The organism is Pseudomonas sp. MAFF 730105 (assembly GCF_055380705.1).
The window spans coordinates 5,078,509-5,103,063 of sequence record NZ_AP018438.1 but is presented as its reverse complement, the minus strand read 5'-3'; the positions used below and the strand labels follow the sequence as shown (position 1 = coordinate 5,103,063).

General features: G+C 58.9%; 22 protein-coding genes and 4 tRNA genes. 18 read left to right on the top strand and 8 right to left on the bottom strand.

Annotated features, from left to right (window positions below; all coding sequences use genetic code 11):
* The first annotated feature begins 41 nt into the window (after positions 1-41).
* From PCOSP_RS22250 to PCOSP_RS22230, 5 genes are all read left to right on the top strand, one after another.
* Positions 42-1,283, top strand: coding sequence for an aspartate kinase (locus PCOSP_RS22250; protein ID WP_139647844.1), 1,242 nt, complete (start codon positions 42-44; stop codon positions 1,281-1,283).
* A 187-nt stretch (positions 1,284-1,470) separates the two neighbouring features.
* Positions 1,471-1,659, top strand: a complete 189-nt coding sequence (gene csrA, locus PCOSP_RS22245) for a carbon storage regulator CsrA (protein ID WP_003178872.1) — start codon at positions 1,471-1,473, stop codon at positions 1,657-1,659.
* 62 nt (positions 1,660-1,721) lie between these two features.
* A tRNA-Ser gene (locus PCOSP_RS22240) sits at positions 1,722-1,812 on the top strand.
* A 108-nt stretch (positions 1,813-1,920) separates the two neighbouring features.
* A tRNA-Arg gene (locus tag PCOSP_RS22235) sits at positions 1,921-1,997 on the top strand.
* 72 nt (positions 1,998-2,069) lie between these two features.
* Positions 2,070-2,146, top strand: a tRNA-Arg gene (locus PCOSP_RS22230).
* Between the two features lie 40 nt (positions 2,147-2,186).
* On the opposite strand, the gene PCOSP_RS22225 is transcribed toward PCOSP_RS22230, so the two are convergent.
* Complete coding sequence (locus PCOSP_RS22225; protein ID WP_139647846.1) at positions 2,187-2,690, bottom strand: outer membrane protein assembly factor BamE; 504 nt, start codon at positions 2,688-2,690, stop codon at positions 2,187-2,189.
* 454 nt (positions 2,691-3,144) lie between these two features.
* On the opposite strand from PCOSP_RS22225, the gene mgtE reads away from it, so the two are divergent.
* On the top strand, positions 3,145-4,587 hold the full coding sequence (mgtE, locus tag PCOSP_RS22220) for a magnesium transporter (protein WP_041023496.1): 1,443 nt from the start codon (positions 3,145-3,147) through the stop codon (positions 4,585-4,587).
* A gap of 308 nt (positions 4,588-4,895) precedes the next feature.
* Here mgtE and PCOSP_RS22215 read toward each other — a convergent pair whose 3' ends face one another.
* Positions 4,896-5,222: an Arc family DNA-binding protein gene (locus PCOSP_RS22215; RefSeq protein ID WP_047701087.1), complete on the bottom strand. Its 327-nt coding sequence runs from the start codon at positions 5,220-5,222 to the stop codon at positions 4,896-4,898.
* Positions 5,223-5,752: 530 nt separating this feature from the next.
* On the opposite strand from PCOSP_RS22215, the gene PCOSP_RS22210 reads away from it, so the two are divergent.
* Positions 5,753-5,829 (top strand) — tRNA-Arg (locus tag PCOSP_RS22210).
* A 116-nt stretch (positions 5,830-5,945) separates the two neighbouring features.
* Here the strand turns inward: PCOSP_RS22210 and gstA are convergent.
* Complete coding sequence (gene gstA / locus PCOSP_RS22205; RefSeq protein WP_464709530.1) at positions 5,946-6,557, bottom strand: glutathione transferase GstA; 612 nt, start codon at positions 6,555-6,557, stop codon at positions 5,946-5,948.
* A 132-nt stretch (positions 6,558-6,689) separates the two neighbouring features.
* Here gstA and PCOSP_RS22200 point away from each other — a divergent pair, with 132 nt between their 5' ends.
* From PCOSP_RS22200 to PCOSP_RS22180, 5 genes are all read left to right on the top strand, one after another.
* The gene (locus tag PCOSP_RS22200; RefSeq protein WP_175363334.1) at positions 6,690-7,655 is read left to right on the top strand and encodes a transcriptional regulator GcvA; all 966 of its coding nucleotides are present in this window, start codon (positions 6,690-6,692) and stop codon (positions 7,653-7,655) included.
* Between the two features lie 256 nt (positions 7,656-7,911).
* Entirely contained in the window at positions 7,912-9,519 is a 1,608-nt protein-coding gene (locus PCOSP_RS22195; protein WP_175363335.1) for a tetratricopeptide repeat-containing response regulator, read from the top strand.
* Positions 9,512-10,204: a sensor histidine kinase gene (locus tag PCOSP_RS22190; RefSeq protein WP_139647860.1), complete on the top strand. Its 693-nt coding sequence runs from the start codon at positions 9,512-9,514 to the stop codon at positions 10,202-10,204. The genes PCOSP_RS22195 and PCOSP_RS22190 overlap by 8 nt, the downstream gene beginning before the upstream one ends.
* Before the next feature lie 341 nt (positions 10,205-10,545).
* Complete coding sequence (locus PCOSP_RS22185; protein ID WP_464711987.1) at positions 10,546-11,787, top strand: glutamine synthetase family protein; 1,242 nt, start codon at positions 10,546-10,548, stop codon at positions 11,785-11,787.
* Positions 11,788-11,856: 69 nt separating this feature from the next.
* Positions 11,857-13,194: an MFS transporter gene (locus PCOSP_RS22180; protein WP_139647864.1), complete on the top strand. Its 1,338-nt coding sequence runs from the start codon at positions 11,857-11,859 to the stop codon at positions 13,192-13,194.
* 122 nt (positions 13,195-13,316) lie between these two features.
* On the opposite strand, the gene PCOSP_RS22175 is transcribed toward PCOSP_RS22180, so the two are convergent.
* The 4 genes from PCOSP_RS22175 to flgA all read right to left on the bottom strand — a co-directional run bounded on the left by PCOSP_RS22175 (position 13,317) and on the right by flgA (position 15,911).
* Complete coding sequence (locus PCOSP_RS22175; RefSeq protein ID WP_139647867.1) at positions 13,317-14,063, bottom strand: flagellar brake protein; 747 nt, start codon at positions 14,061-14,063, stop codon at positions 13,317-13,319.
* 92 nt (positions 14,064-14,155) lie between these two features.
* A complete protein-coding gene (locus PCOSP_RS22170; RefSeq protein WP_139647869.1) occupies positions 14,156-14,623 on the bottom strand; it encodes a flagella synthesis protein FlgN in 468 nt (155 codons plus the stop codon).
* A gap of 46 nt (positions 14,624-14,669) precedes the next feature.
* A complete protein-coding gene (gene flgM, locus PCOSP_RS22165) occupies positions 14,670-14,975 on the bottom strand; it encodes a flagellar biosynthesis anti-sigma factor FlgM (RefSeq protein WP_139647871.1) in 306 nt (101 codons plus the stop codon).
* Positions 14,976-15,146: 171 nt separating this feature from the next.
* Positions 15,147-15,911 (bottom strand): flagellar basal body P-ring formation chaperone FlgA, encoded by a 765-nt coding sequence (gene flgA, locus PCOSP_RS22160; RefSeq protein WP_041024270.1) that lies wholly within the window; start codon positions 15,909-15,911, stop codon positions 15,147-15,149.
* 78 nt (positions 15,912-15,989) lie between these two features.
* Between flgA and PCOSP_RS22155 the strand changes: the two genes are divergently transcribed.
* The 6 genes from PCOSP_RS22155 to flgE all read left to right on the top strand — a co-directional run bounded on the left by PCOSP_RS22155 (position 15,990) and on the right by flgE (position 21,099).
* Positions 15,990-16,916 carry a chemotaxis protein CheV gene (locus tag PCOSP_RS22155; protein ID WP_139647873.1) on the top strand — a complete coding sequence of 309 codons (927 nt, stop codon included), beginning with the start codon at positions 15,990-15,992 and terminating at the stop codon, positions 16,914-16,916.
* Positions 16,917-16,969: 53 nt separating this feature from the next.
* Positions 16,970-17,797 (top strand): protein-glutamate O-methyltransferase CheR, encoded by an 828-nt coding sequence (gene cheR / locus PCOSP_RS22150; RefSeq protein ID WP_024779771.1) that lies wholly within the window; start codon positions 16,970-16,972, stop codon positions 17,795-17,797.
* Between the two features lie 381 nt (positions 17,798-18,178).
* The gene (gene flgB, locus PCOSP_RS22145; RefSeq protein ID WP_024779770.1) at positions 18,179-18,586 is read left to right on the top strand and encodes a flagellar basal body rod protein FlgB; all 408 of its coding nucleotides are present in this window, start codon (positions 18,179-18,181) and stop codon (positions 18,584-18,586) included.
* A gap of 3 nt (positions 18,587-18,589) precedes the next feature.
* Positions 18,590-19,033, top strand: coding sequence for a flagellar basal body rod protein FlgC (gene flgC, locus PCOSP_RS22140; RefSeq protein WP_139647875.1), 444 nt, complete (start codon positions 18,590-18,592; stop codon positions 19,031-19,033).
* A gap of 15 nt (positions 19,034-19,048) precedes the next feature.
* Complete coding sequence (gene flgD / locus PCOSP_RS22135) at positions 19,049-19,771, top strand: flagellar hook assembly protein FlgD (RefSeq protein ID WP_139647878.1); 723 nt, start codon at positions 19,049-19,051, stop codon at positions 19,769-19,771.
* Between the two features lie 29 nt (positions 19,772-19,800).
* Entirely contained in the window at positions 19,801-21,099 is a 1,299-nt protein-coding gene (gene flgE, locus PCOSP_RS22130; RefSeq protein WP_464709528.1) for a flagellar hook protein FlgE, read from the top strand.
* Between the two features lie 269 nt (positions 21,100-21,368).
* Here the strand turns inward: flgE and PCOSP_RS22125 are convergent, their stop codons facing one another.
* Positions 21,369-24,260 carry a ribonucleoside-diphosphate reductase subunit alpha gene (locus tag PCOSP_RS22125; protein ID WP_464709527.1) on the bottom strand — a complete coding sequence of 964 codons (2,892 nt, stop codon included), beginning with the start codon at positions 24,258-24,260 and terminating at the stop codon, positions 21,369-21,371.
* Positions 24,261-24,555: the final 295 nt, after the last annotated feature.

Here is a 24,555-nt window from a genome sequence, read left to right as displayed (position 1 = left end):
GTAACTATTGGGCGCCCTTCATGGGCAGAGGCGGCTTTGAAATGGCTTTGATCGTACAGAAATTTGGAGGCACCTCGGTCGGCACTGTCGAGAGAATCGAACAAGTTGCCGACAAGGTTAAGAAATTCCGTGATGCGGGCGATGACCTGGTGGTTGTGCTGTCGGCAATGAGCGGCGAAACCAACCGTCTGATCGATCTGGCCAAGCAAATCAGCGGCGAGCAGCAGCCGGTTCCCCGTGAACTGGATGTGATCGTGTCCACTGGCGAGCAGGTGACTATCGCCTTGCTGGCCATGGCGCTGATGAAGCGTGGCGTGCCGGCGGTGTCCTACACCGGCAACCAGGTGCGTATCCTGACGGACAGCGCGCACAACAAGGCGCGTATCCTGCAGATCGACGATCAGAAGATCCGCGGTGACCTGAAGGCCGGCCGCGTTGTGGTGGTCGCCGGTTTCCAGGGCGTGGACGAGCACGGCAACATCACCACCCTCGGTCGCGGCGGTTCCGACACCACCGGTGTTGCGCTGGCGGCGGCTCTCAAGGCTGATGAGTGCCAGATCTACACTGATGTGGATGGCGTCTACACCACCGATCCGCGAGTGGTTCCCGTGGCTCAGCGCCTGGATAAGATCACCTTCGAAGAGATGCTGGAAATGGCCAGTCTCGGCTCGAAGGTGCTGCAGATCCGTGCGGTCGAATTCGCTGGCAAGTACAACGTTCCGCTGCGCGTCCTGCACAGCTTCAAAGAGGGTCCGGGCACCCTCATTACTATTGATGAAGAGGAATCCATGGAACAGCCGATCATTTCCGGCATCGCCTTCAACCGCGATGAAGCCAAGCTGACCATCCGTGGCGTGCCAGACACCCCCGGCGTGGCCTTCAAGATTCTCGGCCCGATCAGTGCCGCGAACATCGAAGTCGACATGATCGTGCAGAACGTCGCGCACGATAACACCACCGACTTCACCTTCACCGTGCACCGCAACGACTACCAGGCCGCCGAAGCGGTGCTGAACAAGACCGCAGCCGAAATCGGTGCCCGGGAAGTGGTGGGGGACACCAAGATCGCCAAGGTTTCGATCGTCGGCGTCGGCATGCGCTCCCACGCAGGCGTGGCCAGCCGGATGTTCGAAGCCCTGGCCAAGGAAAGCATCAACATCCAGATGATCTCGACGTCGGAAATCAAGGTTTCCGTGGTGATTGAAGAGAAGTACCTGGAACTGGCCGTGCGCGCCCTGCACACGGCTTTCGAGCTCGACGCCGCCGCCCGACAGGGCGAATAAGGCGTTGTCCCAAGGGCGCGGTTTTACCGCGCCCTTTTGTTTTTTTGAATGGCGCGTCTCAAAACTGTTCTTTTGCTCGCGCTGGTCAATACTGAGGCCTGTAGGCTGCGACCGTTGCGGTTGCAGGTCCGACGTCCTTGTTTTGCAGACTTGTAGTCCCTGAACTGAATTGCGTGAGGAGAAAGGTATGCTGATTCTGACTCGTCGGTGCGCAGAGAGCCTGATTATTGGCGATGGCGAAATCACCGTGACCGTGCTCGGCGTCAAAGGAAACCAAGTGCGTATTGGCGTCAATGCCCCGAAAGAGGTCGCGGTGCACCGGGAGGAAATTTACCTGCGTATCAAGAAAGAGAAGGACGACGAACCAAGCCATTAATTTTTATCGATTTTTATGTTTGCAAACGGGGAGGAAGGTGGTTAATATACGCCCCGTGTTGCGGAGAGCTGGCCGAGTGGCCGAAGGCGCTCCCCTGCTAAGGGAGTACACCTCAAAAGGGTGTCGGGGGTTCGAATCCCCCGTTCTCCGCCATTATTCATGTAGTGCGTTGTAATCTGGCTTGTTCAGTAAGTTGTTGAAATTACTAGAAAAAAGCGCTTTACAAAAAGATTCGACGACCTATAATGCGCGGCAACACATGCACTCGTAGCTCAGCTGGATAGAGTACTCGGCTACGAACCGAGCGGTCACAGGTTCGAATCCTGTCGAGTGCACCATTTAAGAGTCGTTTGCAGCAATGCAAATAACTTGGCTTCAACCAGTTGTGATCTGGTATAAAACCACAACCTGCACTCGTAGCTCAGCTGGATAGAGTACTCGGCTACGAACCGAGCGGTCACAGGTTCGAATCCTGTCGAGTGCACCATATATCAAAAAGCCCGCGTTTAACGCGGGCTTTTTGTTGTCTACGATTTGCCTTTCACACAGCCTTTCTCATCGAACACGACCTCTGCGCTGCGACCGTTTCTCGCTTTATAGGTGTAGCGGGTGCTCGAATTCCTGATCCTGATTGAATCGGGTTTGCCGAGGGCGCTTTCCACGTCCTGCTGGTTCATGCCGGTGACGATTCGCCTGTCCATGATTGCATCACGACGCTGCCCGGGGCTCAGCAGGTTCCCGCAGCGCTCTTCGAGCTGGCCAACGACCGTCGGTTCCCTGCGCTTGGTTTTGTTGCTGGATGTTTGTCGGTGTTCCGCTTCGGGCAGCATAGATTCTCGGGTTGGCTCGGTTGAGCCCGGGCTGTACGGATGGATTCGTTGCAATGACAGATCCTCCCCCGGCCCGCAGCTCAAGGTGGTAAAGGTGACATGCCCTGCGCTGTTTTCGCAGCGATGAACGGTGTGTTCGGTGCCCCATGAGGGCAGGCAGTACAGGGTGGCGAGCAGAAAAATATAGCGATTGAGCGGCATTCGAGCGCCTTCCTTGCGGATGAAAGGTGGGAGTTGATGCATCACTTGTGGGAGCAAGGCTTGCTCGCGCTAGCGGTAGGCCGGCCGATTTCGCTGTCTGCTGATTGACCGCAATCGCGAGCAAGCTTTGTTCCCACGGGCTCGTGATCAGCTGACTGGCAACAGGGTAGCCGCTCTGCTTTTGCCCGGAGGCGTGTTTTCTTTTCAGGATAAAACGTCGTAAATCCACAGGTTCAGCCTGTGTTCAGGTTTGTCTCGCAAGCGCTTGTTCTTGCCATGATTTTTTAACGTTTTAAAACGCCAAGCGGTGTATGATTGCGCCCGTCAGCCCCGCCGGGGCTTTGGAATACTTCCATGGACTTACCCAGTAGTTACTCAAAAGCTCGTTTCACCAATCATGAATTGACTGATTGATCCTTCCGGCGTGCCCCACTGCTGGGAGTGGAGTTCGCCTATGACCGAAGTTGAAGTAAAGAAAACGCAGGAAAGCCTTCAGGACCGTCTCGCGCAAGTCGTTGAGCTGCTGCATCGCCAGCGGGTCGTGGAGGACCTGACGCATCGTCAGGAAGGCCCACATCATGACCGGGTCGAGAACCTGGTCCACCGGCAGAACCTCGTTGAGCTGCAGCGCAAGCTTGATGACCTGCACTCCGCCGACGTTGCCTACATCCTTGAAGCCTTGCCACTGGAAGAGCGTCTGACGGTCTGGCAACTGGTCAAGGCTGATCGCGACGGTGACATCCTGCTCGAAGTGTCCGACTCGGTTCGTGAAACCCTGATCGCCGACATGGATGATCACGAGTTGTTGGCGGCGGCCAAGGAAATGGACGCCGACGAGCTCGCCGACCTTGCGCCCGAACTGCCACGGGACGTTGTTCACGAACTGATGGAAACCCTCGACGGCCAGCAGCGTGAGCGCGTGCGCTCGGCGTTGTCCTATGACGAGGAGCAGGTCGGTGCGCTGATGGACTTCGAGATGGTGACGATCCGTGAGGATGTCAGCCTTGAAGTGGTATTGCGCTACCTGCGTCGTCTCAAGGAGCTACCGGGGCATACCGACAAGCTCTTTGTGGTCGATTACGACGGTGTGCTCAAAGGCGTGCTGCCGATCAAGCGATTGCTGGTCAACGATCCTGAGAAGCAGGTCGCCGAGGTCATGGCCAGCGATCCGGTGAGTTTTCATCCAGATGAAGACGCCTATGATGCGGCCCAGGCGTTCGAGCGTTATGACTTGATTTCCGCCCCGGTGGTCGACAAGAACGGCAAGCTGATCGGCCGTCTGACCATCGATGAAATGGTCGACTTGATTCGTGAAGAAAGCGAAAGCGAAGTCCTCAACATGGCCGGTCTGCGTGAAGAGGAAGACATCTTCGCCTCGGTCTGGAAATCCCTGCGCAACCGTTGGGCCTGGCTGGCCATCAACCTTATCACGGCGTTTGTCGCCTCCCGGGTCATCGGTTTGTTCGAGGGCTCCATCGAGCGGTTGGTGGCGCTTGCGGCGCTGATGCCTATCGTTGCCGGTATTGGCGGCAACTCCGGCAACCAGACCATCACCATGATCGTTCGTGCCATGGCGCTCGACCAGGTCAGCACCGGCAATACCTCGCGATTGATGCGCAAGGAGCTGGCGGTGGCTCTGATCAACGGCGTGCTGTGGGGCGGAGTGATCGGTGTGGTGGCGTATCTGCTTTATGGCAGTTGGTCATTGGGAGTGGTCATGACGGCCGCGATGACCCTCAACCTGCTGTTGGCGGCATTGATGGGCGTATTGATCCCCATGACCCTCGCCCGCTTGGGGCGTGACCCGGCCATGGGTGCGAGTGTAATGATTACCGCCATGACCGACAGCGGCGGGTTCTTTATTTTCCTGGGGCTGGCGACCATCTTCCTGCTCTGAGTCGCTGGTCAAAAAAACCGCTTATCTGGTGTAACGCTGTCCACTTAAGGCTTGCCCAGCTCATTGTGGCGAGGGGATTTATCCCCGCTGGGGCGCGCAGCGGCCCTAAAATCAGACTACTCGGTGCATCAGGCAGAGCGAGTCGACTGCTTTGGGGCTACTGCGCAGCCCAGCGGGGATAAATCCCCTCGCCACAACGGCATTACGCTTGTCTGGCGGTTTTTTATGGGGCTCGAAAATACAAGTCGAGCCCAAATCCCAGGCAAAAAAAAGCCAGCGCAAGGCTGGCTTTGGGTATTGCAGTGCGATCAGGACGCGTCGGCGGCCATCTCTGCGTCGTGGGCAATCAGCGAAACGAGGGCGTTCTGCTGACGGTGGGAGAGTTGTCGGAAGCGTTGAAGCAATTCGCGCTCATGGAGTGACAGCTCCGGGCTGTCCAAGCGCATGCTCAATTCTTCACCCAACGCGCCTTCCTGGATAAGGCTTTGCTCGAGGCGCGCGATGATTTCAGAGTTCATGCTGCGGTGATGATTGCGAGCCACCTCGGCAATGCGTTCCCGCATTCCGTCTGGCAGACGTACGACGAACTTGTCAGCCGTACGGCTGGAATAAATTGCCTTTGTCATTGGGCGCATATTTATTTAACCGGTTAGTTCAGGGGAGCGGTTCTCGGGATTGGCCGCAGGATGTCGCATAGGACAAGCACCGTGACCAAATGTTCAACCTGAATTGTTAAGAGGCCCGCATCATGCCTCAAAATTGCCAGATCATTGGCGCCAATTCTGTGACAAATATTGATCCGCGTAAAGGCGTTCTGCCATTACCCTTCATCAAAAATGCGGACTGGTTTGAAAAACCAACAGGTCTGCACGTTGTGACCACCGCATCGTGTCTATGTGCCATACCGTCCGGCGGATAACCGAAACGACAGCAAAGACCGGTGCTGTCCTTGTATTGTATAGGATAGTGGCAATTTGCCGATTTACTAGCAGGGGCGGGCTGGGGAGGATGAGCGGCGTCCCGTTTATCCGTGTCATCGCACTGAGGGGTGGTGAACGGCAGCATTTGCCTACACTTAAAAAGCCTACGGACGACATGACAAACGCCAGGCCGGCCGTTAACATGCACGCCGTCCATCGCACCGCGTTTCTCGTGGTCGACCTGTGTCTCAGTAGCTCAATTGGATAGAGCATCCCCCTCCTAAGGGGAAGGTTGGCAGTTCGAACCTGCCCTGGGACACCATATAATCGAAAGTTGGCGCATCCTCTCGAACCGTTCGCCAATGCGGTACAGCGCCAATCCGACTCTCAAAAGAAATCAGCAGAAGCCAGCAGTCACCGGCTTCCTACCCTTTATGTTTAAACCGGCTGCGTTGCCTCTTCCGCAGCAATGGCGGCGCGCACGCTTGGACGTGCTTCGATGCGATTCATGAATGACGCCAGTGCCGGCCAGTTCTGGATATCGATATTGAAGAAAGGCAGCCACTTGAGCACGGTGAACAGGTACGCATCGGCCAGGCCGAAGTCACCCAACAGATAGTCTTTGTTCATCAGGCCGTTGTTCAGGTAGTCCAGGCGCTTGAACAGCTTCTGCCGGAAAATCTCCTTGGTGGGCTCAGGAAGATCGGCATTGAACAAAGGCGCGCTACCACCATGGACTTCCGAGGTAATGAAATTCAGCAGCTCCTGCAGGCGAATGCGTTCCCAGGTGCCGTTGGCCGGCGCGAGGGAATTGCCTGGAACCTGATCTGCCAGGTACTGAACGATGGCCGGACCTTCGGTCAGCACCTGGCCGTTATCCAGCACCAGTGCAGCGACGTAACCCTTTGGATTGATCTCGCGGAAGTCGCGACCGTCGGCGGTGGCTTTGGTCTTGTTGTTGACTCGGATCAATTCGAAAGGCAAGCCCAGTTCACGCAGCACGATGTGCGGCGAAAGTGAGCAGGTCATGGGGGCAAAGTACAGTTTCATGGGGATTTCCTTATAGGCGGTAACGTAAGCCCGAATGCGCGGGCCGCCAGGATCCGCGACCGGCAAAACATTTTGCAAAGGACTTCTTTGGCGCTACCTTATGACAAAATCTCATGAGCATTACGCAGCCTTATGGTCGCCAGAATTCCTTCTCTCAATGGATTGAAAGCGTTTGAATCTGCTGCTCGTCATATGAGTTTTACCAAGGCCGCCGAAGAGCTCAATGTCACGCAGACGGCCATCAGTCATCAGATCCGCCGACTTGAAGACGAACTGGGCGTTCGCCTGTTTCTGCGGCTCAAGGACGGTCTGGCGCTGACCACTGAAGGCCATGCCTATTTGCCGGGTATTCGCTCGGCATTTCATGAGTTGCGCTATTCCACGCAGATGTTGCTCGAGTCGACCGGCAACAGTGTATTGACCATCAGTACACTGGTTTCCCTGGCGTCCAAATGGCTGCTGCCGCGGCTGGCATCCTTCCAGGAAGCATTTCCCGATATTGACGTGCGGGTCACCGCGTCAACCGAATTGGTCGACTTCCGCAAGGGCGGCATCGACGCCGCGATCCGCTACGGTTTCGGCGACTGGAAGGGCTTGCGTGCGGACTGGCTCATGTCCGACGAGATCTTTCCTGTCTGCAGCCCCAAGCTGCTGACGGGGCCCAAGGCCTTGAAAAGCCCGGTCGATCTGGTCAATCACACGCTGTTGCAGGTCAGCGGCATGACCAGTAACGACTGGAATATGTGGCTAAGCGCGGCAGGGCAACCGAAGAAACTCGCCGAAGGCACGCGGCTGACGTTCGATCTGGCAATGATGGCGGTGCAGGCTGCTATCGACGGGTTGGGGGTGTGCATCGGTCGTTCTACCTACGTCGATGACGATTTGAAAGCCGGAAGACTGGTGGCGCCGTTCAACCTCAAGTTGAAGTCCGATCTGGGTTTTTATCTGGTGGCGCCGCTGGAAATGGCCAACTCGAAAAAAGTCGTGGCATTGCGAACCTGGTTGATCGATCTGGTGCAGAGCGCTGAGTCGGCCCCGGCTTCCGAAATCTTCAAATGGGCCTCCTGTCCTGGGCACCTGCCTCTGACTGAGCAATGATCTTCTAATCTCTTCCCTACGATCCGCTTAACGGAAAGCCAATTTCAGCCGATAGCCTGATGAGCCCGGTTTTCTCCTGTACTTGTGTGTGCCGGAATGGTTCGTGATGTGCGCCGTGGCACAGCCTGGACAATAGGTTCGGAAATCTCTTGCCCGTTAATGGCTGGTGGCTATCATCTGCGCGCCCCCGGGTTGCAGGACGGCATTTTCGTTGTTTGCCATTGGGTGCACCTTTTTACTTGCCTGGACATCCTCGATGCTGGCGTACCACCAAAAAAGTTTTCTGATCGTCGATGATTTCTCGGATTTCCGCAGCTCGATCCGTTCCATGTTGCGTGAGCTGGGCGTCAAGGACGTGGACACCGCCGATACCGGCGAAGTGGCGCTGCGCATGTGTTCGCAGAAGCGCTATGACTTCATCCTGCAGGACTATCACCTGGGCGACGGCCGCAAGAACGGTCAGCAGGTGCTGGAAGACCTGATGATCGAGAAGCTCATCAGTCATGAAAGCGTGTTTCTCATGGTGACTGCCGAGACCAGTCAGGCCATGGTACTCAGTGCTCTGGAGCATGAGCCCGATGCGTACCTGACCAAGCCGTTCAACCGCTCCGGCCTGGCCCAGCGGTTAGAGCGGCTGGAGCAGCGCAAGACCCTGCTCAAGCCGATTCTCCAGGCGCTGGATCGGGGCAAGCCGCTGGAAGTGCTCAATGCCTGCATCGCCCTGTGCAAGCAGGATCCGCGCTACGGGCCGTTGTGCCTGCGATATCGGGCCGATGCGCTGCGGGACCTGAACCAGAACGAAGCCCTGGAGCGCCTGTACAACACCATCCTGGCTGATCGTCCGTTGCCTTGGGCCTATGCGGGCCTGGGCAAATTGATGTTCAAGCGCGGTCAGGTGGCGCAGGCCAAGGCCGTTTATGAAAAGGCCCTCAAGACATTTCCGATGATGCCTGCCTTGTATGACGGCATGGCCGATGTCCTGGTGGCCGAAGGTGACACGAAACAGGCGCAGGAGGTGCTGGAAGAAGCGGTTCGCCTGTCGCCCCTGGCGGTGCGTCGACAATCGTTGCTGGGCAAGTTGGCAATGACCAACGAAGACTACGACACCGCCTCCAGGGCCTACCGCCAGGCGGTCGGGCAGGGCGCGCAGTCGCGTTTCAAGGATCCGGAAAGCAACCTCGGCCTGGCCCATGCACTGATCAGCAAGGGCAGCGAGAAAGGCCTCGACACCCGGACCCGGCTGGAGATCAACACGACCCTCAGCGCGGTGGCGAAGGAAAATCTCAACGACCCGGGACTGCAGGTCCGGGCGCGACTGATGAAAGCCACGAGCTTGTTGCTGAACGATGCCGAAACCGCGGAAAAACTCACCGAGCAGGCCTTGCAGCGTCTCGATGGCATGGAGCAATTCATGAGTGCCGAGGCTGCGCTGCTGGTGGCCAAGCAGTTGCAGATGCTCGGCCAGACCAGCGCCGGCGAGTCGATGCTCAAGAACTGTGCGGAAATCTACGGTGATGACCCGACGGTAATGCAAGGCATTGCCAAGCTCACTGACGACCCGAATATTCTCAATCAGGGCAATGCCGCCGCCGAGCTGAACCGCGAAGGTGTGCGTGTCTACAAGACCGGTGCGTTGCCCGAGGCGCGGGAGTTGTTCCGCCGTGCGCTGAAGATGCAACCGAAGAACATCAGTATTGCCCTGAACATGGCGCAATCCCTGCTGCATGGCACCGATACCAGTGTGGAATCGGAGCTGCTGGAGGAATGTCGCGCCTGCCTGAAACTGGTGGGCATGATGCCCGACACCGATGCGCGTTTTGCGCGCTATCAGAAACTGCGAAGCAAGGCATTTGGCGATGAATGACAGCGAACAGGCACTCGATTTTTCCACGGTGATCGCGTCGACCGTGCACGACATGAAAAACTCCCTGACCTTGCTCATGCAGGCTCATACCCAGTGGCTCGAGCGCCTGCCCGAAGCGGCGCAGCAGACCCCCGAGCAGGGTGTGATGGAGTTTGAATTCGCCCACCTCAATGGCTTGATGGTGCAACTGCTGGGACTGTACAAGCTGGGTGTCAACCAGTTGCCGCTGCACCCGGCCTACCATGAGTTGGACGATTTCATCGAGGCGCAGTTGGCCGGCCATCAGGAGGTGTTCCGCAGCCGTGGGATCATGGTCACCTATGAGGTCGATCCTTTGAGCCCCCTGGGCTTTTTCGACCGAGAGCTGATTGCTTCGGTGCTCGACAACTGCATCAACAATGCCATTCGCCACGCCCGGCAGACGCTGTTGATCAGTGCGAGCGATGAAGCCGGGCAGTTGGTGCTCACCATCAACGACGACGGCCCAGGCTACCCACCCGAAATGATCGAGCGTCAGGCCGACTATGTTCAGGGCATCAACCACAGCAGCGGCAGCACCGGGCTGGGCCTGTACTTCGCCGCGCGGATCGCCGGGCTGCACCAGCGCGGCGGTGTGTGCGGGCGAACCGAAATTGCCAATGGCGGTGTGCTGGGGGGAGGCGTGTTCAGGATTTATCTGCCCTGAGCCTGTCCCACGCAGGAGGCCCTGGCAGCCTGCATCCTTGTGGGAGCGAGCCTGCTCGCGATAGCGCCGGGTCGGTTTATGCCGGGTTGTCTGATACGCCGCCATCGCGAGCAGGCTCGCTCCCACAGGGTGTTCCCAGGCTCGATGTTTATTGTCTCCAGGTGCTTGATATTCCGAACAGCTGAAGCCTATTTTGTACGGGTTGCCGTTCGCGGCTCGCACATAACAAGGAATGCGTCATGACGACCGATGGCCTGGGTTCACTCGCGCAGCGACTGACGGGCATTGATGAGATTGAATGTGTCACGCCGGACCTCAATGGTGTACCGCGGGGCAAGGTGATGACCGCTGCGGGTTTCCTGGAGGGGCGGCGGTTGCAGATGGCCCGGGGTGTGCTGCTGCAATGCATCATGGGCGGTTATCCGCCATCGCGCTTCTATGGCAGTGACGATGGCGACCTGGCGTTGGTGGCCGATCCGAAACAGATCCACCGCCTGCCCTGGAGTTCGCACCCCCGCGCCCTGGCAATCTGCGATGCCGATGAACTGACCGGTGAAAGCTCTCGTCTCTCGACACGCGGCCAGCTCAAGACGGTGATCGCCCGGTATGCTGCCCGGGGCTTGGCGCCGGTGGTGGCGACCGAACTGGAATTTTTCGTCTTCGCGCCCAACCCGGATCCGACCCAGCCATTCCAGCCCCCGGTGGGCTTGGATGGACGTCGTGAAGACGGCCACTCGGCATTCAGTGTCAGTTCCAACAACGGCCTGCGCCCATTCTTCAACGAGGTCTATGAATGCATGGCAGCCCTGGGGTTGCCGCGCGATACCTTCATGCATGAAATGGGTGTGAGCCAGTTCGAGATCAATCTGCTGCATGGCGATGCTCTGCTGCTGGCCGACCAGACCTTCCTGTTCAAGCACCTGCTCAAGGAGGTCGCTCTCAAGCACGGCCTGACCGTGGTGTGCATGGCCAAACCGCTGGCCCATACGCCGGGCAGTTCGATGCATATTCACCAGAGTCTCGTCGAGCTGGACAGCGGCCGTAATGTGTTCAGCGACGAGGCCGGCGAGCCAACGGCGGCGTTCAGGCACTTCATCGGCGGGCAACAGGCCGGCATGGCGGACTTCACGGCGCTGTTCGCGCCGAACGTCAATTCCTACCAGCGCCTGTGTCATCCGTTCGCGTCGCCGAACAATGCCTGTTGGTCTCACGACAATCGCTCGGCCGGGTTACGGATTCCGGCCAGTTCACCAGTGGCCCGACGGGTCGAAAATCGCTTGCCCGGGGCCGATGCCAACCCTTACCTGGCTATCGCTGCCAGCCTGGCGGCCGGTCTTCATGGGATTGAAAATCGCCTGGAGCCGAGCGCTGCGGTCCAGGGTGAATTCCAGGTGCCGGATAATCTATCGTTGCCATGTACCTTGCATGCTGCCCTGGAGCGTCTGAGACGTAGCCTTCTGGCGAAGGAACTGTTCGGTACGGAGTTCATCGAAGGCTACATCGCGACGAAAACCCTGGAACTGACCAGCTACTTTGATGAAATCACGCCCTGGGAACGGCGTGTGCTGGCAGCCCAGGCTTAACGAAACGTCGCATTCGGGCTGCCTTCACAGGCGGCCCCTACTTATCTCAAGGAGCCGCTCGGAACGCCGATGCGCCAAGTCTGGAAACCTTTTCGAGCGCTTTATTTCGCCTCGCTGATGATGCTGATCGGTTCGGGGCTGTTGAGTACTTACCTGGCCTTGCGCCTGGCTGCCGAGCATGTGGACAGCCTGTGGGTCGGTGCGCTGATGGCCGCCAACTATTTCGGCCTGGTGCTGGGCGGCAAGATCGGCCATCGGCTGATTGCCCGTGTCGGGCATATTCGTGCCTACTCGGCCTGTGCAGGGATCGTCGGTGCGGCGGTGCTGGGTCACGGCCTGGTGAGCTGGCTGCCGGCCTGGGTGGTGCTGCGGGTGATCGTCGGTCTCGGCATGATGTGCCAGTACATGGTCATCGAGAGCTGGCTCAACGAACAGGCCGATGCGAAGCAGCGTGGGGTGGTGTTCAGCGGCTACATGATCGCCTCGTACCTGGGGATGGTGCTGGGTCAACTGATCCTGGTGATCCACCCGGCCCTGGGGCTGGAACTGCTGATGCTGGTGGCGCTGTGCTTTGCCCTGTGCCTGGTGCCGGTGGCGTTGACCCGCCGGATCCACCCGGCGCCGTTGCGTCCGGCACCGATGGAGCCGCGGTTCTTCATCAAGCGCGTGCCACAGTCATTGAGTACGGTGTTGGGCTCCGGGCTGATCGTTGGCTCGTTCTATGGCCTGGCGCCGCTGTATGCCTCCCAGCAAGGGCTGTCGACCGAGCAGGTCGGCCTGTTCATGGGTAGCTGCATCTTTGCCGGCCTGCTGGTGCAGTGGCCGCTGGGTTGGCTGTCCGACCGTTACGATCGCGCGCTGCTGATCCGTTGCTTTGCCCTGTGCCTGGCGGTTTTCGCAGCGCCATTGGCAATTCTGTCGGCGGTGCCGCTGGAGGTTCTGTTCATCGCGGGGTTCTTCTGTTCGCTGATGCAATTCTGTTTGTACCCGCTGGCGGTGGCGTTTTCCAACGACCACGTCGAAGCCGATCGCCGGGTGTCGCTGACCGCCATGCTGCTGGTGACCTACGGTGTGGGTGCGAGTATCGGCCCGTTGGTGGCCGGGGTGCTGATGAAGTCGTTCGGCAGCCACATGCTGTATGCCTTCTTCACCTTTTTTGCATTGGTACTGGTGTGGCGCATACGGCCGAAAGCGGTGACCAACCTGCATCAGGTCGATGACGCACCGCTGCATCACGTGGCGATGCCCGACAGCATGTCCAGTTCGCCGCTGGTGGCGTGTCTCGATCCGAGGGTTGATGAGCAGGTGGTGCAGGAGCAGATGCAGGTGTCGCCGAATCCGGAGGTCGAGCCGGTGGCAGAGCCGGTTACCGAGGCGGCTGAGGCTGAGGAGCCTCAGGCCAGGTAAGAGAAGTGCGGCGCGCTCATCGCGAGCAGGCTCGCTCCCACATGGGTTACCCAAGTCCCTGTGGAAGCGAGCCTGCTCGCGATGAGGTCAGTCCAGAAGCAGCGATACTTTAGGGCTGAAGATCAGAGATCGTCTTTATCGAAACGGCGAGCTTCACGCTGCAACTGATAAACGAAACGCTCGACCTGCCGCTGCACCAGGCCACTGATATTGTGGAAGCGCACACCGGCGAAAGTGGTGTTGATGCGCTCTTCGAAATGCAGGTAGCGCAGCTCGACCGGCGCCGTCATGTTGCCAAAGGGCAGGGCGGCGATGAAGCGCTCATACACCTGGCCCAATTGCAGGCGCTCGGTGATGTCGCCATCGAAGCGCAGCTTGCAGCCGGTGGCGGAGATATCCAGCAGTTTGCCGTTCACAGGTGACTTGAGCTTGTCGCCGCCCAGTTCGATGTTCACCAGTTGCGCCAGTTTCAGGGCGGCGCGGAAGGCGTTGCGACGTTGGTGATAAACCACTTCGTCGGGCAAGGCGCCGCGATAGCAGCGGCCATCGTTGGACTCATTGATCGTCAGCGGGCCATTGCCTTCCCATGCGATGCGCACGCCATCATGGAAACCCTCGACCCGAAACGGCTCGCCCGCGAGCAGGAAGCGTTCTCCGTCGCGAGGGATCATTTCATCCAGGGCAATGGTGTTCTTCTCGCGGTCGACGTCGACCAGGTAGCTCTGGAAGCGTTGGGTGCGTTCATGAAAGGTAATGATCAGTGGATCGTGACTATCTTGCAGCATCCGCAAGTTGCCGGAGATTTCCAGGGGCGTGGTAAGGACCTTAGGCGGTTGCGGAGCATCATCCGCGTTTGAGGCGTTGAACACGGTGGGTCAATCTCCAGGCAAAATACGACTACGAATGGCTAGCATTTTGCCAGCATCTATCGCGGGTTGATAGAGCGCATGCATGGTTCGTTTCATGCCTGGCTGAGCGGGCGATGCTTGACCATTTTGGCGGTCGAGCCGCGAGCATCGTAAAGCGTCGGGATTTCACCGCCATTGAGGATGCGCAACTGGTTGGCGGTAGCGGCCTGCTGGAGTTGGATCGATTGGCCATTGCGGGCGTTGGCGGCCTGGCACTGGGCGAGCAGCTCATTGAGCACTGCACTTTGGGAGAGCAACTGATCGCCGATCGTCGACTGGCTCGCCAGTTGCTCGAGGCCATCGTTGTTCGCGGGCAGGTTAAGGCTGGCGAGAATCTCGCTACGTTTACGGCCATGCTGATCGAGCAAAATGATCAATGCCTGTTTCTGTGCCAGGATATTTTCCAGCAAGGGCATGTCGCGACCGTGCAGCGCCAGGGATTCGGTCTGCAGGAGTTCCAGCAATTGTTGCGCTGGAACAAAATCGTCGATGATCAGTTGCAATAAATGAGTGTCGTGCATGGCTGGCCTTGGGTCTTAGCGTCCAAAAGCCTGCGCAGGCGGCGGCCTAGCGCTGGGCTTCGAAGTTGAGCAGTTTGCTGGCTACACGGTTGCTGTCGACTTTATAGCTGCCATCGGCGATGGCTGCTTTCAACTCGGCCACGCGGGCGTTGTTGACGACAGGTTGATCGCGCAGCTTGTCAGTGACCTTCTGCAACTGTTGAGCCTCATCACTGAGGTGTACCGATTCCCCATTCTTGACGACTGTCGCTTGCTCGGCCGGCGAGGATTTTTCGGTTTCCTTGCTGGCGCTGGGGCGCGTGGTGCCCGTCAATGGTGAAGAGCTGTTTAAACGGTTGAAATCGATGACCATGGTAAAAAACCTCTGGGTATTTGGACGCTTGCCATGTTTTCGGCCATCCCCAAAAAAACTTTAGGCTCATTTGTTCAATGAGCGTGCGCACGTCTGCGCTTGCCTTGCGTAAGGCACAGTCTAGGGAACAGCAGGGTCAAGCGCCAGCTTTCTACCCATTTCTACCGATCGCTACATAGCCACTTCCACCTGGCCTGGGGCTATCACCTGCGCCTTGATGACGCGCTGGGAATTGAGGTTTTTCACCCGAATCTGTTCATTCATGCCGCCATTGGACAAGGCTTCACCGGGCATTCGCACGGCCAGGGTGCCGCTGCGGGCGGTGATCACTACCTGGTCACCTTTACGAACGACTTCGGCCTGCTCCAGATGCACGAGGGTCACGATCTGATCGGCTACCATTGGTCGGACAAGTTTCTGTCCAATGGCCTGATCGACAGAGGTCAGGAAGCCCTGGGTTATCTGGCTGACGTCCCGTTCACGCAGCGTCACGTCCTGAGGTTCAACGATTCCGGCCCGTTTCAATGGTCGGGTGGTGGTGACGATTTCGCGGAACAGGCGCACCTGGGCCGGCACGAATACCGTCCAGGGCGCCGCGCTGTCGCAACGGACCTTTACTGTTACACGTCCCAGGGGCCTGGCGGGGCTTTCCAGGGAGGCAGTCAATTCCTTGTCGCACATCGGCATGCGCAGGCGCGGGTCGATCTGGTTGACTTCGATTTCGTAGCGACCTTCGGTTTGACTGGAAGCCAGATAGTCTTCTACGGTGAATTCAAGAAAGCCCTGAGTGACGCCGATAAGGAGATCAGGCAAGGTAACCGGAGCATCGGCAAGGGCACGTCCCCCCGAGGCGAACAGGCAGGCAGCCAACAGCACACCGAGCCAGAGGCGGCAATGAGTGGTCAGGCGTCGAGAAAATGTCGTTTGTGCGTTCATGCCGGTTGAATAGCAAGCCCCGTGCCGTTTAGTGATGAATGCGCGTCGGACACATTAGCGTTAGGTAGGAGTCAGGGCATGGCGGGAGTGATGGATTCGGTAAACCAGCGCACGCAGCTGGTCGGTCAGAATCGCCTGGAGCTGTTGTTGTTCCGTCTCGATGGCCAGCAGTTATATGGGATCAACGTATTCAAGGTCCGCGAGGTGCTGCAATGCCCCAAGCTGACCTTGATGCCCAAGTCCAGTCCCGTCGTGTGCGGTGTGGCGAACATTCGGGGAGCGACCATCCCGATTCTCGATCTGGCGATGGCCACCGGTTCCGGTCGGCTGCTGGATCAGAGCAGTCCGTTTGTGATCATCACCGAGTACAACACCAAGACCCAGGGATTCCTGGTGCGCTCGGTGGAGCGCATCGTCAACATGAACTGGGAGGAGATCCATCCACCGCCCAAGGGGACCGGCCGCGATCACTACCTGACGGCGGTGACCCGGGTCGATGGCCAGTTGGTGGAAATCATCGACGTGGAGAAAATCCTCGCCGAAGTGGCGCCGACCACGGAAACCATCTCCCACGGTGTGGTGGATGCCGAAACCCAGCACAAGGCGGTTTCGCTGCGGGTGCTGACGGTGGACGATTCGTCGGTGGCGCGTAAGCAGGTGACCCGTTGCCTGCAGACGATCGGCGTCGAAGTGATTGCATTGAACGATGGGCGGCAGGCGCTGGATTACCTGCGCAAGTTGGTCGACGAGGGCAAGAAGCCGGAAGAAGAGTTCCTGATGATGATCTCCGACATCGAGATGCCGGAGATGGACGGGTACACCCTGACATCGGAAATCCGCAGTGATCCGCGTATGCAAAAGCTGCACATCATCCTGCACACGTCCCTGTCGGGTGTCTTCAACCAGGCGATGGTCAAGAAAGTCGGTGCCGATGATTTTCTCGCCAAGTTCCGCCCTGACGACCTGGCTTCCCGGGTGGTCGATCGGATCAAGACAGCGGAATAAAGGTCGGGCGCGTTGTGCGCCCGGCAAATCAACACAATGAAAGAGGCGGTAACTTGTCTACGGGTAATTTGGATTTCGAACAGTTCCGGGTCTTCCTGGAAAAAGCCTGTGGCATATTGCTTGGTGAAAACAAGCAATATCTGGTGTCGAGCCGTCTCAACAAATTGATGGAGCAGCAGGGCCTCAAATCGTTGGGCGAACTGGTGCAGCGTATCCAGACCCAGCCGCGCAGCGGTTTGCGCGAAATGGTGGTGGACGCGATGACCACCAATGAAACCCTGTGGTTTCGTGATACCTATCCGTTCGAAGTCTTGAAGAACAAAGTGCTGCCGGCGGCCATCAAGGCCAGTCCGGGCCAGCGCCTGCGGATCTGGTCGGCCGCCTGTTCGTCGGGTCAGGAACCGTATTCGCTGTCGATGTCCATCGACGAGTTCGAGCGGACCAATATCGGCCAGTTGAAGGGGGGCGTGCAGATCGTCGCCACGGACCTGTCCGGAACCATGCTCAACAACTGCAAGACCGGTGAGTACGACAGCCTGGCTATCGGCCGCGGCCTGTCGCCCGATCGCCTGCAACGCTACTTCGATCCGAAAGGGCCGGGGCGCTGGGTGGTCAAGGCACCGATCAAGAGCCGGGTGGAGTTCCGCTCGTTCAACCTGCTGGACAGCTACGCCAGCCTGGGCAAGTTCGACATCGTGTTCTGCCGCAACGTGCTGATCTACTTCTCCGCCGAAGTGAAGAAGGACATCCTGTTGCGCATCCACGGCACTCTGAAGCCCGGCGGCTACCTGTTCCTAGGCGCCTCTGAAGCACTGAACGGCTTGCCGGATCATTACCAGATGATCCAGTGCAGTCCGGGGATCATCTACCAGGCGAAGTGATGCAGTCGGGTCGTCAAAAAGCGGGAGCCCCTACAGGCTCCCGTTTTTTTTGCCTGCTGATTAGTGCTTCGCTCACTCTGTGGAGCGAGCTTCTGTGGGGGCCGAGCTTGCTCGCGATGCAGGCAACACGGTTTCAACTCCCGACCGCGTCATCGTTCATCGCGAGCAAGCTCGGCTCCCACGAAAGCTCGGTCCCACTGTAATTGCCAGTGTCACTCAAAAAGCGGCAGAAAAGCGGCAGCCGGCGGAAAACGGTTGCCGCTTTTCTGGCATTGCCGCCTTGCCCATGCCCGCAAAGCCCCGGTTTATGGGGTTTTGGAAAGTGGCACGACGCTTGCTAAGTCCATGTACGTACATTCTGGTCACCCAAAGGTTTCCGACATGAGCATCAGCTTCGATAAAGCGCTCGGTATCCACGAACAGGCCCTGAGCTTCCGCGCCCAGCGTGCCGAAGTTCTGGCCAACAACATCGCCAACGCCGACACCCCGAACTACAAGGCGCGGGACCTGGACTTCTCCAAAGTGCTCGCCGAGCAGAATGAGAAAACCAAGAACGGCTCCTTCGCCCTGAACATGACCAACAGCCGTCATATCGAGGCCGAAGGCTTGGGCAACGGCGACGAGTCGCTGATGTATCGCACGCCGATGCAGCCTTCGATCGACCAGAACACCGTGGACGCTCAACTGGAACAGTCCAACTACGCGGAGAACTCCGTGAACTTCCAGGCCAGCTTCACCCTGCTCAACAGCAAATTCAAAGGGCTGATCTCGGCCCTGCGCGGAGAGTAAGTCATGTCGATTGCGAGCGTATTCAACATCGCCGGCAGTGCCATGAGTGCCCAGACCACTCGCCTGAACACTGTCGCCAGTAACATCGCCAACGCCGAGACCGTTTCGTCGAGCATCGACCAGACCTACCGCGCCCGTCACCCGGTGTTCGCCACCATGTTTCAAGGTGGCCAGTCGAATGGCAGCGGCTCGCTGTTCCAGGAGCAGGACGCGGCCGGGCAGGGCGTGCAGGTAATGGGCGTGGTCGAAGACCAGAGCAACCTCGAAGCGCGCTATGAGCCGAACCATCCGGCTGCCGACGCCAAGGGCTATGTCTATTACCCGAACGTCAACGTCGTCGAAGAAATGGCCGACATGATTTCCGCCAGTCGTTCGTTCCAGACCAACGCCGAAATGATGAACACCGCCAAAACCATGATGCAGAAGGTCCTGACCCTGGGTCAGTGATAAGGGGCGAGTCACATGAGCGTTACCAACACCACCAGCGGTTTGAGCCTCAACGAGATTCTGGCCAACTCCTCGGTCAAGACCAACACCACCACCGACGGCCTGGGCTCGCTGACAGGTGCGGCGACCGGCAAGAAGGAGCTGGGCAAGGATGCGTTCCTGCAACTGCTCGTCACCCAGCTGAAAAACCAGGACCCGTTGTCGCCGCAGGACAACGGTGAGTTCGTTGCCCAGCTGGCCCAGTTCAGCAGCCTGGAAGGCATCACCACCCTCAACGATACCGTGAGCGGGTTGGCCAGCAACTACAACTCGTCCCAGGCCTTGCAGGCCTCGTCGCTGGTGGGGCGTTCAGTCATTGCCCCTGGCGACAAGGCGGTGGTCGACACCTCCAAGAGCCTCAACGGCACGGTGGTGGTGCCCTCGGCGGTATCGTCCGTCGCGGTCAAGATCGTGGACAAGGATGGCAAGACGGTTCGCACCATCGACTTGGGCAGCCAGAAGGCCGGTAACTCCGCCTTTATCTGGGATGGCAAGAACGACGCGGGCACGACGGTCGAAGCGGGTACTTACAGCTTCGTAGCCTCGACCACCATCGACGGCCAGGCCACGTCGCTGATCACCAACCTGCCGGCGACCGTCAGCAGCGTGACGATCAGCCAGACAGGGGGAGAGCTGATGCTCAACCTCGCCGGGCTGGGCAGCATCGCCCTGTCCAAAGTACAAACTATTGGTATGTAGAGCCGACTAACCCGGCAAAGGAGTGGAATATGTCTTTCAACATCGGCCTTAGCGGTCTCTATGCTGCCAACAAACAGCTGGACGTCACCGGTAACAACATCGCCAACGTGGCAACCACCGGCTTCAAATCGTCCCGCGCGGAATTCGAAGACGTCTACTCGGCCACCAAGCTGGGTTCGGGCAGCAAAACCGTGGGTAACGGCGTGCGCCTGTCCAACGTTTCCCAGCAGTTCGGCCAGGGCGACGTCAACAACACCGGCAACGTGCTGGACATGGGTATCCAGGGCCAGGGCTTCTTCGTCCTGAGCAACGACGGTTCCCTGAGCTACACCCGTGCCGGTACGTTCAAGACCGACAAGGAAGGCTATATCACCAACAGTGACGGCACTTCGAGGCTGCAGGGCTATGGCGTGGATGCGAACGGCAAGATCCAGAACGGGATCCTGACCGACCTGCGTATCGACACCTCCAACCTGCCACCGAGCGCTACCAGCCTGGTTTCGTCGACCATCAACCTGAACTCCACGGCCACTGCTATTACCGCTGCGTTCAATCCGACCGATACTTCGACCTTTACCAAGCAGTTCACTACGCCGGTCTACGACACCCAGGGTAACCAGCACTCCATGGACCAGTACATGGTCAAGACGGCTGGCAATACCTGGAACGTTTATACCTTGATCGATGGTCGTAACTTGAACGGCAGCTTGCCGACCACGACCGGTGCGACCGCGCCGGTCCCTTCGACCATGAACTTCGATTCGAGCGGCAAGTTGACCACGGTCACTACTCCGCCAGCGACGGTCAATAGTGATCTGGTACTGACCGGTTGGGTTCCCGGCACAGTGACCAATGGCGTATGGGCCGCCAACGGCGCCGCCAGTGCGCCAACCATCACGATCTCCATGGGCAACACCACCCAGTTCAACGCCGACACCGCGCGTTCGATCCCGACCCAGAACGGTTACGCCACCGGCCAGATCACCAACCTGACCATCGATGGTTCTGGTGTACTGCTGGCCAACTTCAGCAACAACCAGACCAAGCCGATCGGTCAGCTCGCCCTCGCCAGCTTCACCAACGAGCAAGGCCTGCAGCCGGTAGGCGGCACCAGCTGGAAGGAAACCTTCTCGTCGGGTATCCCGGGCTACGATGCTCCAACCACCGGTACCTTGGGTTCCATCGTTTCCAACGCCTTGGAAGAGTCCAACGTCAACCTGACCAACGAACTGGTCGAGCTGATCAAGGCCCAGAGCAACTACCAGGCAAACGCCAAGACCATCTCCACCCAGAGCACGATCATGCAGACCATCATTCAGATGGCCTGATTCTCGATGGTGGCTTGAAAGGTTGCACAAGGAGCCCCTCGCAAGAGGGGCTCCTTTTTGGGCGGGTGTTTTGTGCTGCCTGGACTGGCCTCATCGCGAGCAGGCTCGCTCCCACAGGGGAGCGCATTCCAATGTGGGAGCGAGCCTGCTCGCGATGAGGTCAGCCCGGCCACCACTTTCCTCCAGGCAAAAGAAAACCCCCGATAAACCAGCGGTCTATCGGGGGCTTTCTTTAAAGGTAGGCGCCTTGCAGCGCCCACCCGCTCAGCTTATTGGCAAGCTTCGCAATCCGGCTCGTCGATCGCGCAGGCCTTTGGCACTGGCGCCGGGCCGGCAGGGGCAGCCAGGACCGAATCGTCACCGTGGTTGCCGCCGCTGGAAACAGCGTTCAGCTTGCCGGTGTTGATGGTCGACTTCTCGGTGCTGGTGGCGGCCAGGGCACGGAGGTAGTAAGTGGTTTTCAGGCCACGGTACCAGGCCATGCGGTAGGTCACGTCCAGCTTCTTGCCCGAAGCGCCGGCGATGTACAGGTTCAGCGACTGAGCCTGGTCGATCCACTTCTGGCGACGGCTGGCGGCGTCGACGATCCAACGGGTGTCCACTTCGAACGCGGTCGCGTAGAGCTCCTTGAGCTCCTGCGGAATGCGCTCGATCTGCTGTACCGAACCGTCGTAGTACTTCAGGTCGTTGATCATGACCGAGTCCCACAGGCCGCGGGCCTTGAGGTCGCGGACCAGGTACGGGTTGATCACGGTGAATTCGCCCGACAGGTTCGATTTCACGTACAGGTTCTGGTAGGTCGGTTCGATCGACTGCGACACGCCGGTGATGTTGGCGATGGTGGCGGTCGGTGCGATGGCCATGATGTTGGAGTTACGGATGCCTTTCTGTACACGGGCGCGAACCGGTGCCCAGTCCAGGGATTCGTTCAGGTCGACATCGATGTACTTCTCGCCACGGGACGCGATCAGGATCTGTTGCGAGTCCAGCGGCAGGATGCCCTTGGACCACAGCGAGCCCTGGAACGTCTCATAGGCGCCACGCTCGTCGGCCAGGTCGCAGGAAGCCTGGATCGCGTAGTAGCTGACCGCTTCCATGGACTTGTCGGCGAACTCGATGGCCGCGTCCGAACCGTACGGGATGTGCTGCAGGTACAGCGCGTCCTGGAAGCCCATGATGCCGAGGCCGACCGGACGGTGCTTGAAGTTGGAGTTCTTCGCCTGCGGCACCGAGTAGTAGTTGATGTCGATCACGTTGTCGAGCATGCGCACGGCGGTGTTCACGGTGCGTTGCAGCTTGGCGGTGTCCAGCTTGCCGTCGACGATGTGGTTCGGCAGGTTGATCGAGCCCAGGTTGCAGACGGCGATCTCGTCCTTGTTGGTGTTCAGGGTGATCTCGGTGCACAGGTTCGAGCTGTGGACCACGCCTACGTGCTGCTGCGGGCTGCGCAGGTTGCACGGGTCCTTGAAGGTCAGCCATGGGTGGCCGGTCTCGAACAGCATCGACAGCATCTTGCGCCACAGGTCTTTGGCCTGGACGACCTTGAACAGCTTGATCTTGTTGTACTCGGTCAGGGCTTCGTAGTACTCGTAGCGCTCTTCGAAGGCCTTGCCGGTCAGGTCATGCAGGTCCGGTACTTCGGATGGCGAGAACAGGGTCCACTTGCCGTCGTCGAAGACACGCTTCATGAACAGGTCGGGGATCCAGTTGGCGGTGTTCATGTCGTGGGTACGACGACGATCGTCACCGGTGTTCTTGCGCAGCTCGATGAACTCTTCAATGTCCATGTGCCAGGTTTCCAGGTAGGCACAGACCGCGCCCTTGCGCTTGCCACCCTGGTTGACCGCGACAGCGGTGTCGTTGACGACTTTGAGGAACGGTACGACGCCCTGGGATTTACCGTTGGTGCCCTTGATGTACGAGCCCAGCGCACGAACCGGCGTCCAGTCGTTGCCCAGGCCACCGGCGAATTTCGACAGCATGGCGTTGTCGTGGATCGCGCCGTAGATGCCCGACAGGTCGTCCGGCACGGTGGTCAGGTAGCAGCTCGACAACTGTGGACGCAGGGTACCGGCGTTGAACAGGGTCGGGGTCGATGCCATGTAGTCGAAGGACGACAGCAGGTTGTAGAACTCGATGGCACGCTCTTCTTTCTGCTTCTCTTCGATGGCCAGGCCCATGGCCACACGCATGAAAAAGATCTGCGGCAGTTCGAAGCGGATACCGTCCTTGTGGATGAAGTAACGGTCGTACAGGGTTTGCAGGCCCAGGTACGTGAACTGCTGGTCGCGCTCGTGGTTGATCGCCTTGCCGAGTTTTTCCAGGTCGAAAGAGGCCAGGACCGGGTTCAGCAATTCGAATTCGATACCCTTGGCTACATAGGCCGGCAGGGCCTTGGCGTACAGGTCGGCCATTTCGTGGTGGGTCGCGCTCTCGGCGACTTCCAGGAAGCCCAGGCCTTCGGCGCGCAGGGTGTCCATCAGCAGACGGGCGGTCACGAAGGAGTAGTTCGGCTCGCGTTCCACCAGGGTCCGCGCAGTCATCACCAGAGCGGTGTTGACGTCCTTGAGCGCGACGCCGTCATAGAGGTTCTTCAGGGTTTCGCGCTGGATCAGGTCGCCATCGACTTCTTCCAGACCTTCGCAGGCCTCGGTGACGATGGTGTTCAGGCGGCCCATGTCCAGCGGCGCCAGGCTGCCATCGGCGCGAGCGATGCGGATCGACGGGTGGGCCTGGACCGGTGCGTCGGCCGGGTTGCGGGTGGCGCGTTCCTTGGCACGGGAGTCGCGGTAGATCACGTAGTCACGCGCTACCTTTTGCTCGCCGGCACGCATCAGGGCCAGTTCGACCTGGTCCTGGATTTCTTCGATGTGGATGGTACCGCCCGACGGCATGCGACGCTTGAAGGTCGCGGTGACCTGTTCGGTCAGGCGGGCCACGGTGTCGTGGATGCGCGACGAAGCGGCAGCGGTGCCACCTTCAACTGCGAGAAATGCTTTGGTGATGGCGACGGTGATCTTGTCATCGGTGTAAGGAACGACAGTGCCGTTACGCTTGATCACACGCAGTTGGCCAGGCGCGGTGGCAGCCAGATCCGGAGTCGAATCAGCGGCCAGCGGCGCGGTGCCCTGCGGGTTCTCGCGAGTTGTGTCGGTGTGCATGGGTGTCTCCACGTTCTCTATGTTTGTTTGGGCACCATCACGGTGCCCACCGTTCCGTCCTGAAGCACTACAACCGACTGGCGCCGGGTATAACAACTTCGGGACAGTAGGAAGCAGCCCTGTGGGGCTGCGTCCATCCGAAGTTCATGGGTTGCGAGCCTGGGCTCGAAACCGGGGTTGCAGGGGTGGCAGCAATGGACTGCAACACCCGTACCGTTTCGGTCGTTTTCGACCTTTGAAACAGTGGCCATCCGCAGGGGCGGTCTGGTCTTGGGAAAACACGATGTTTCAAGTG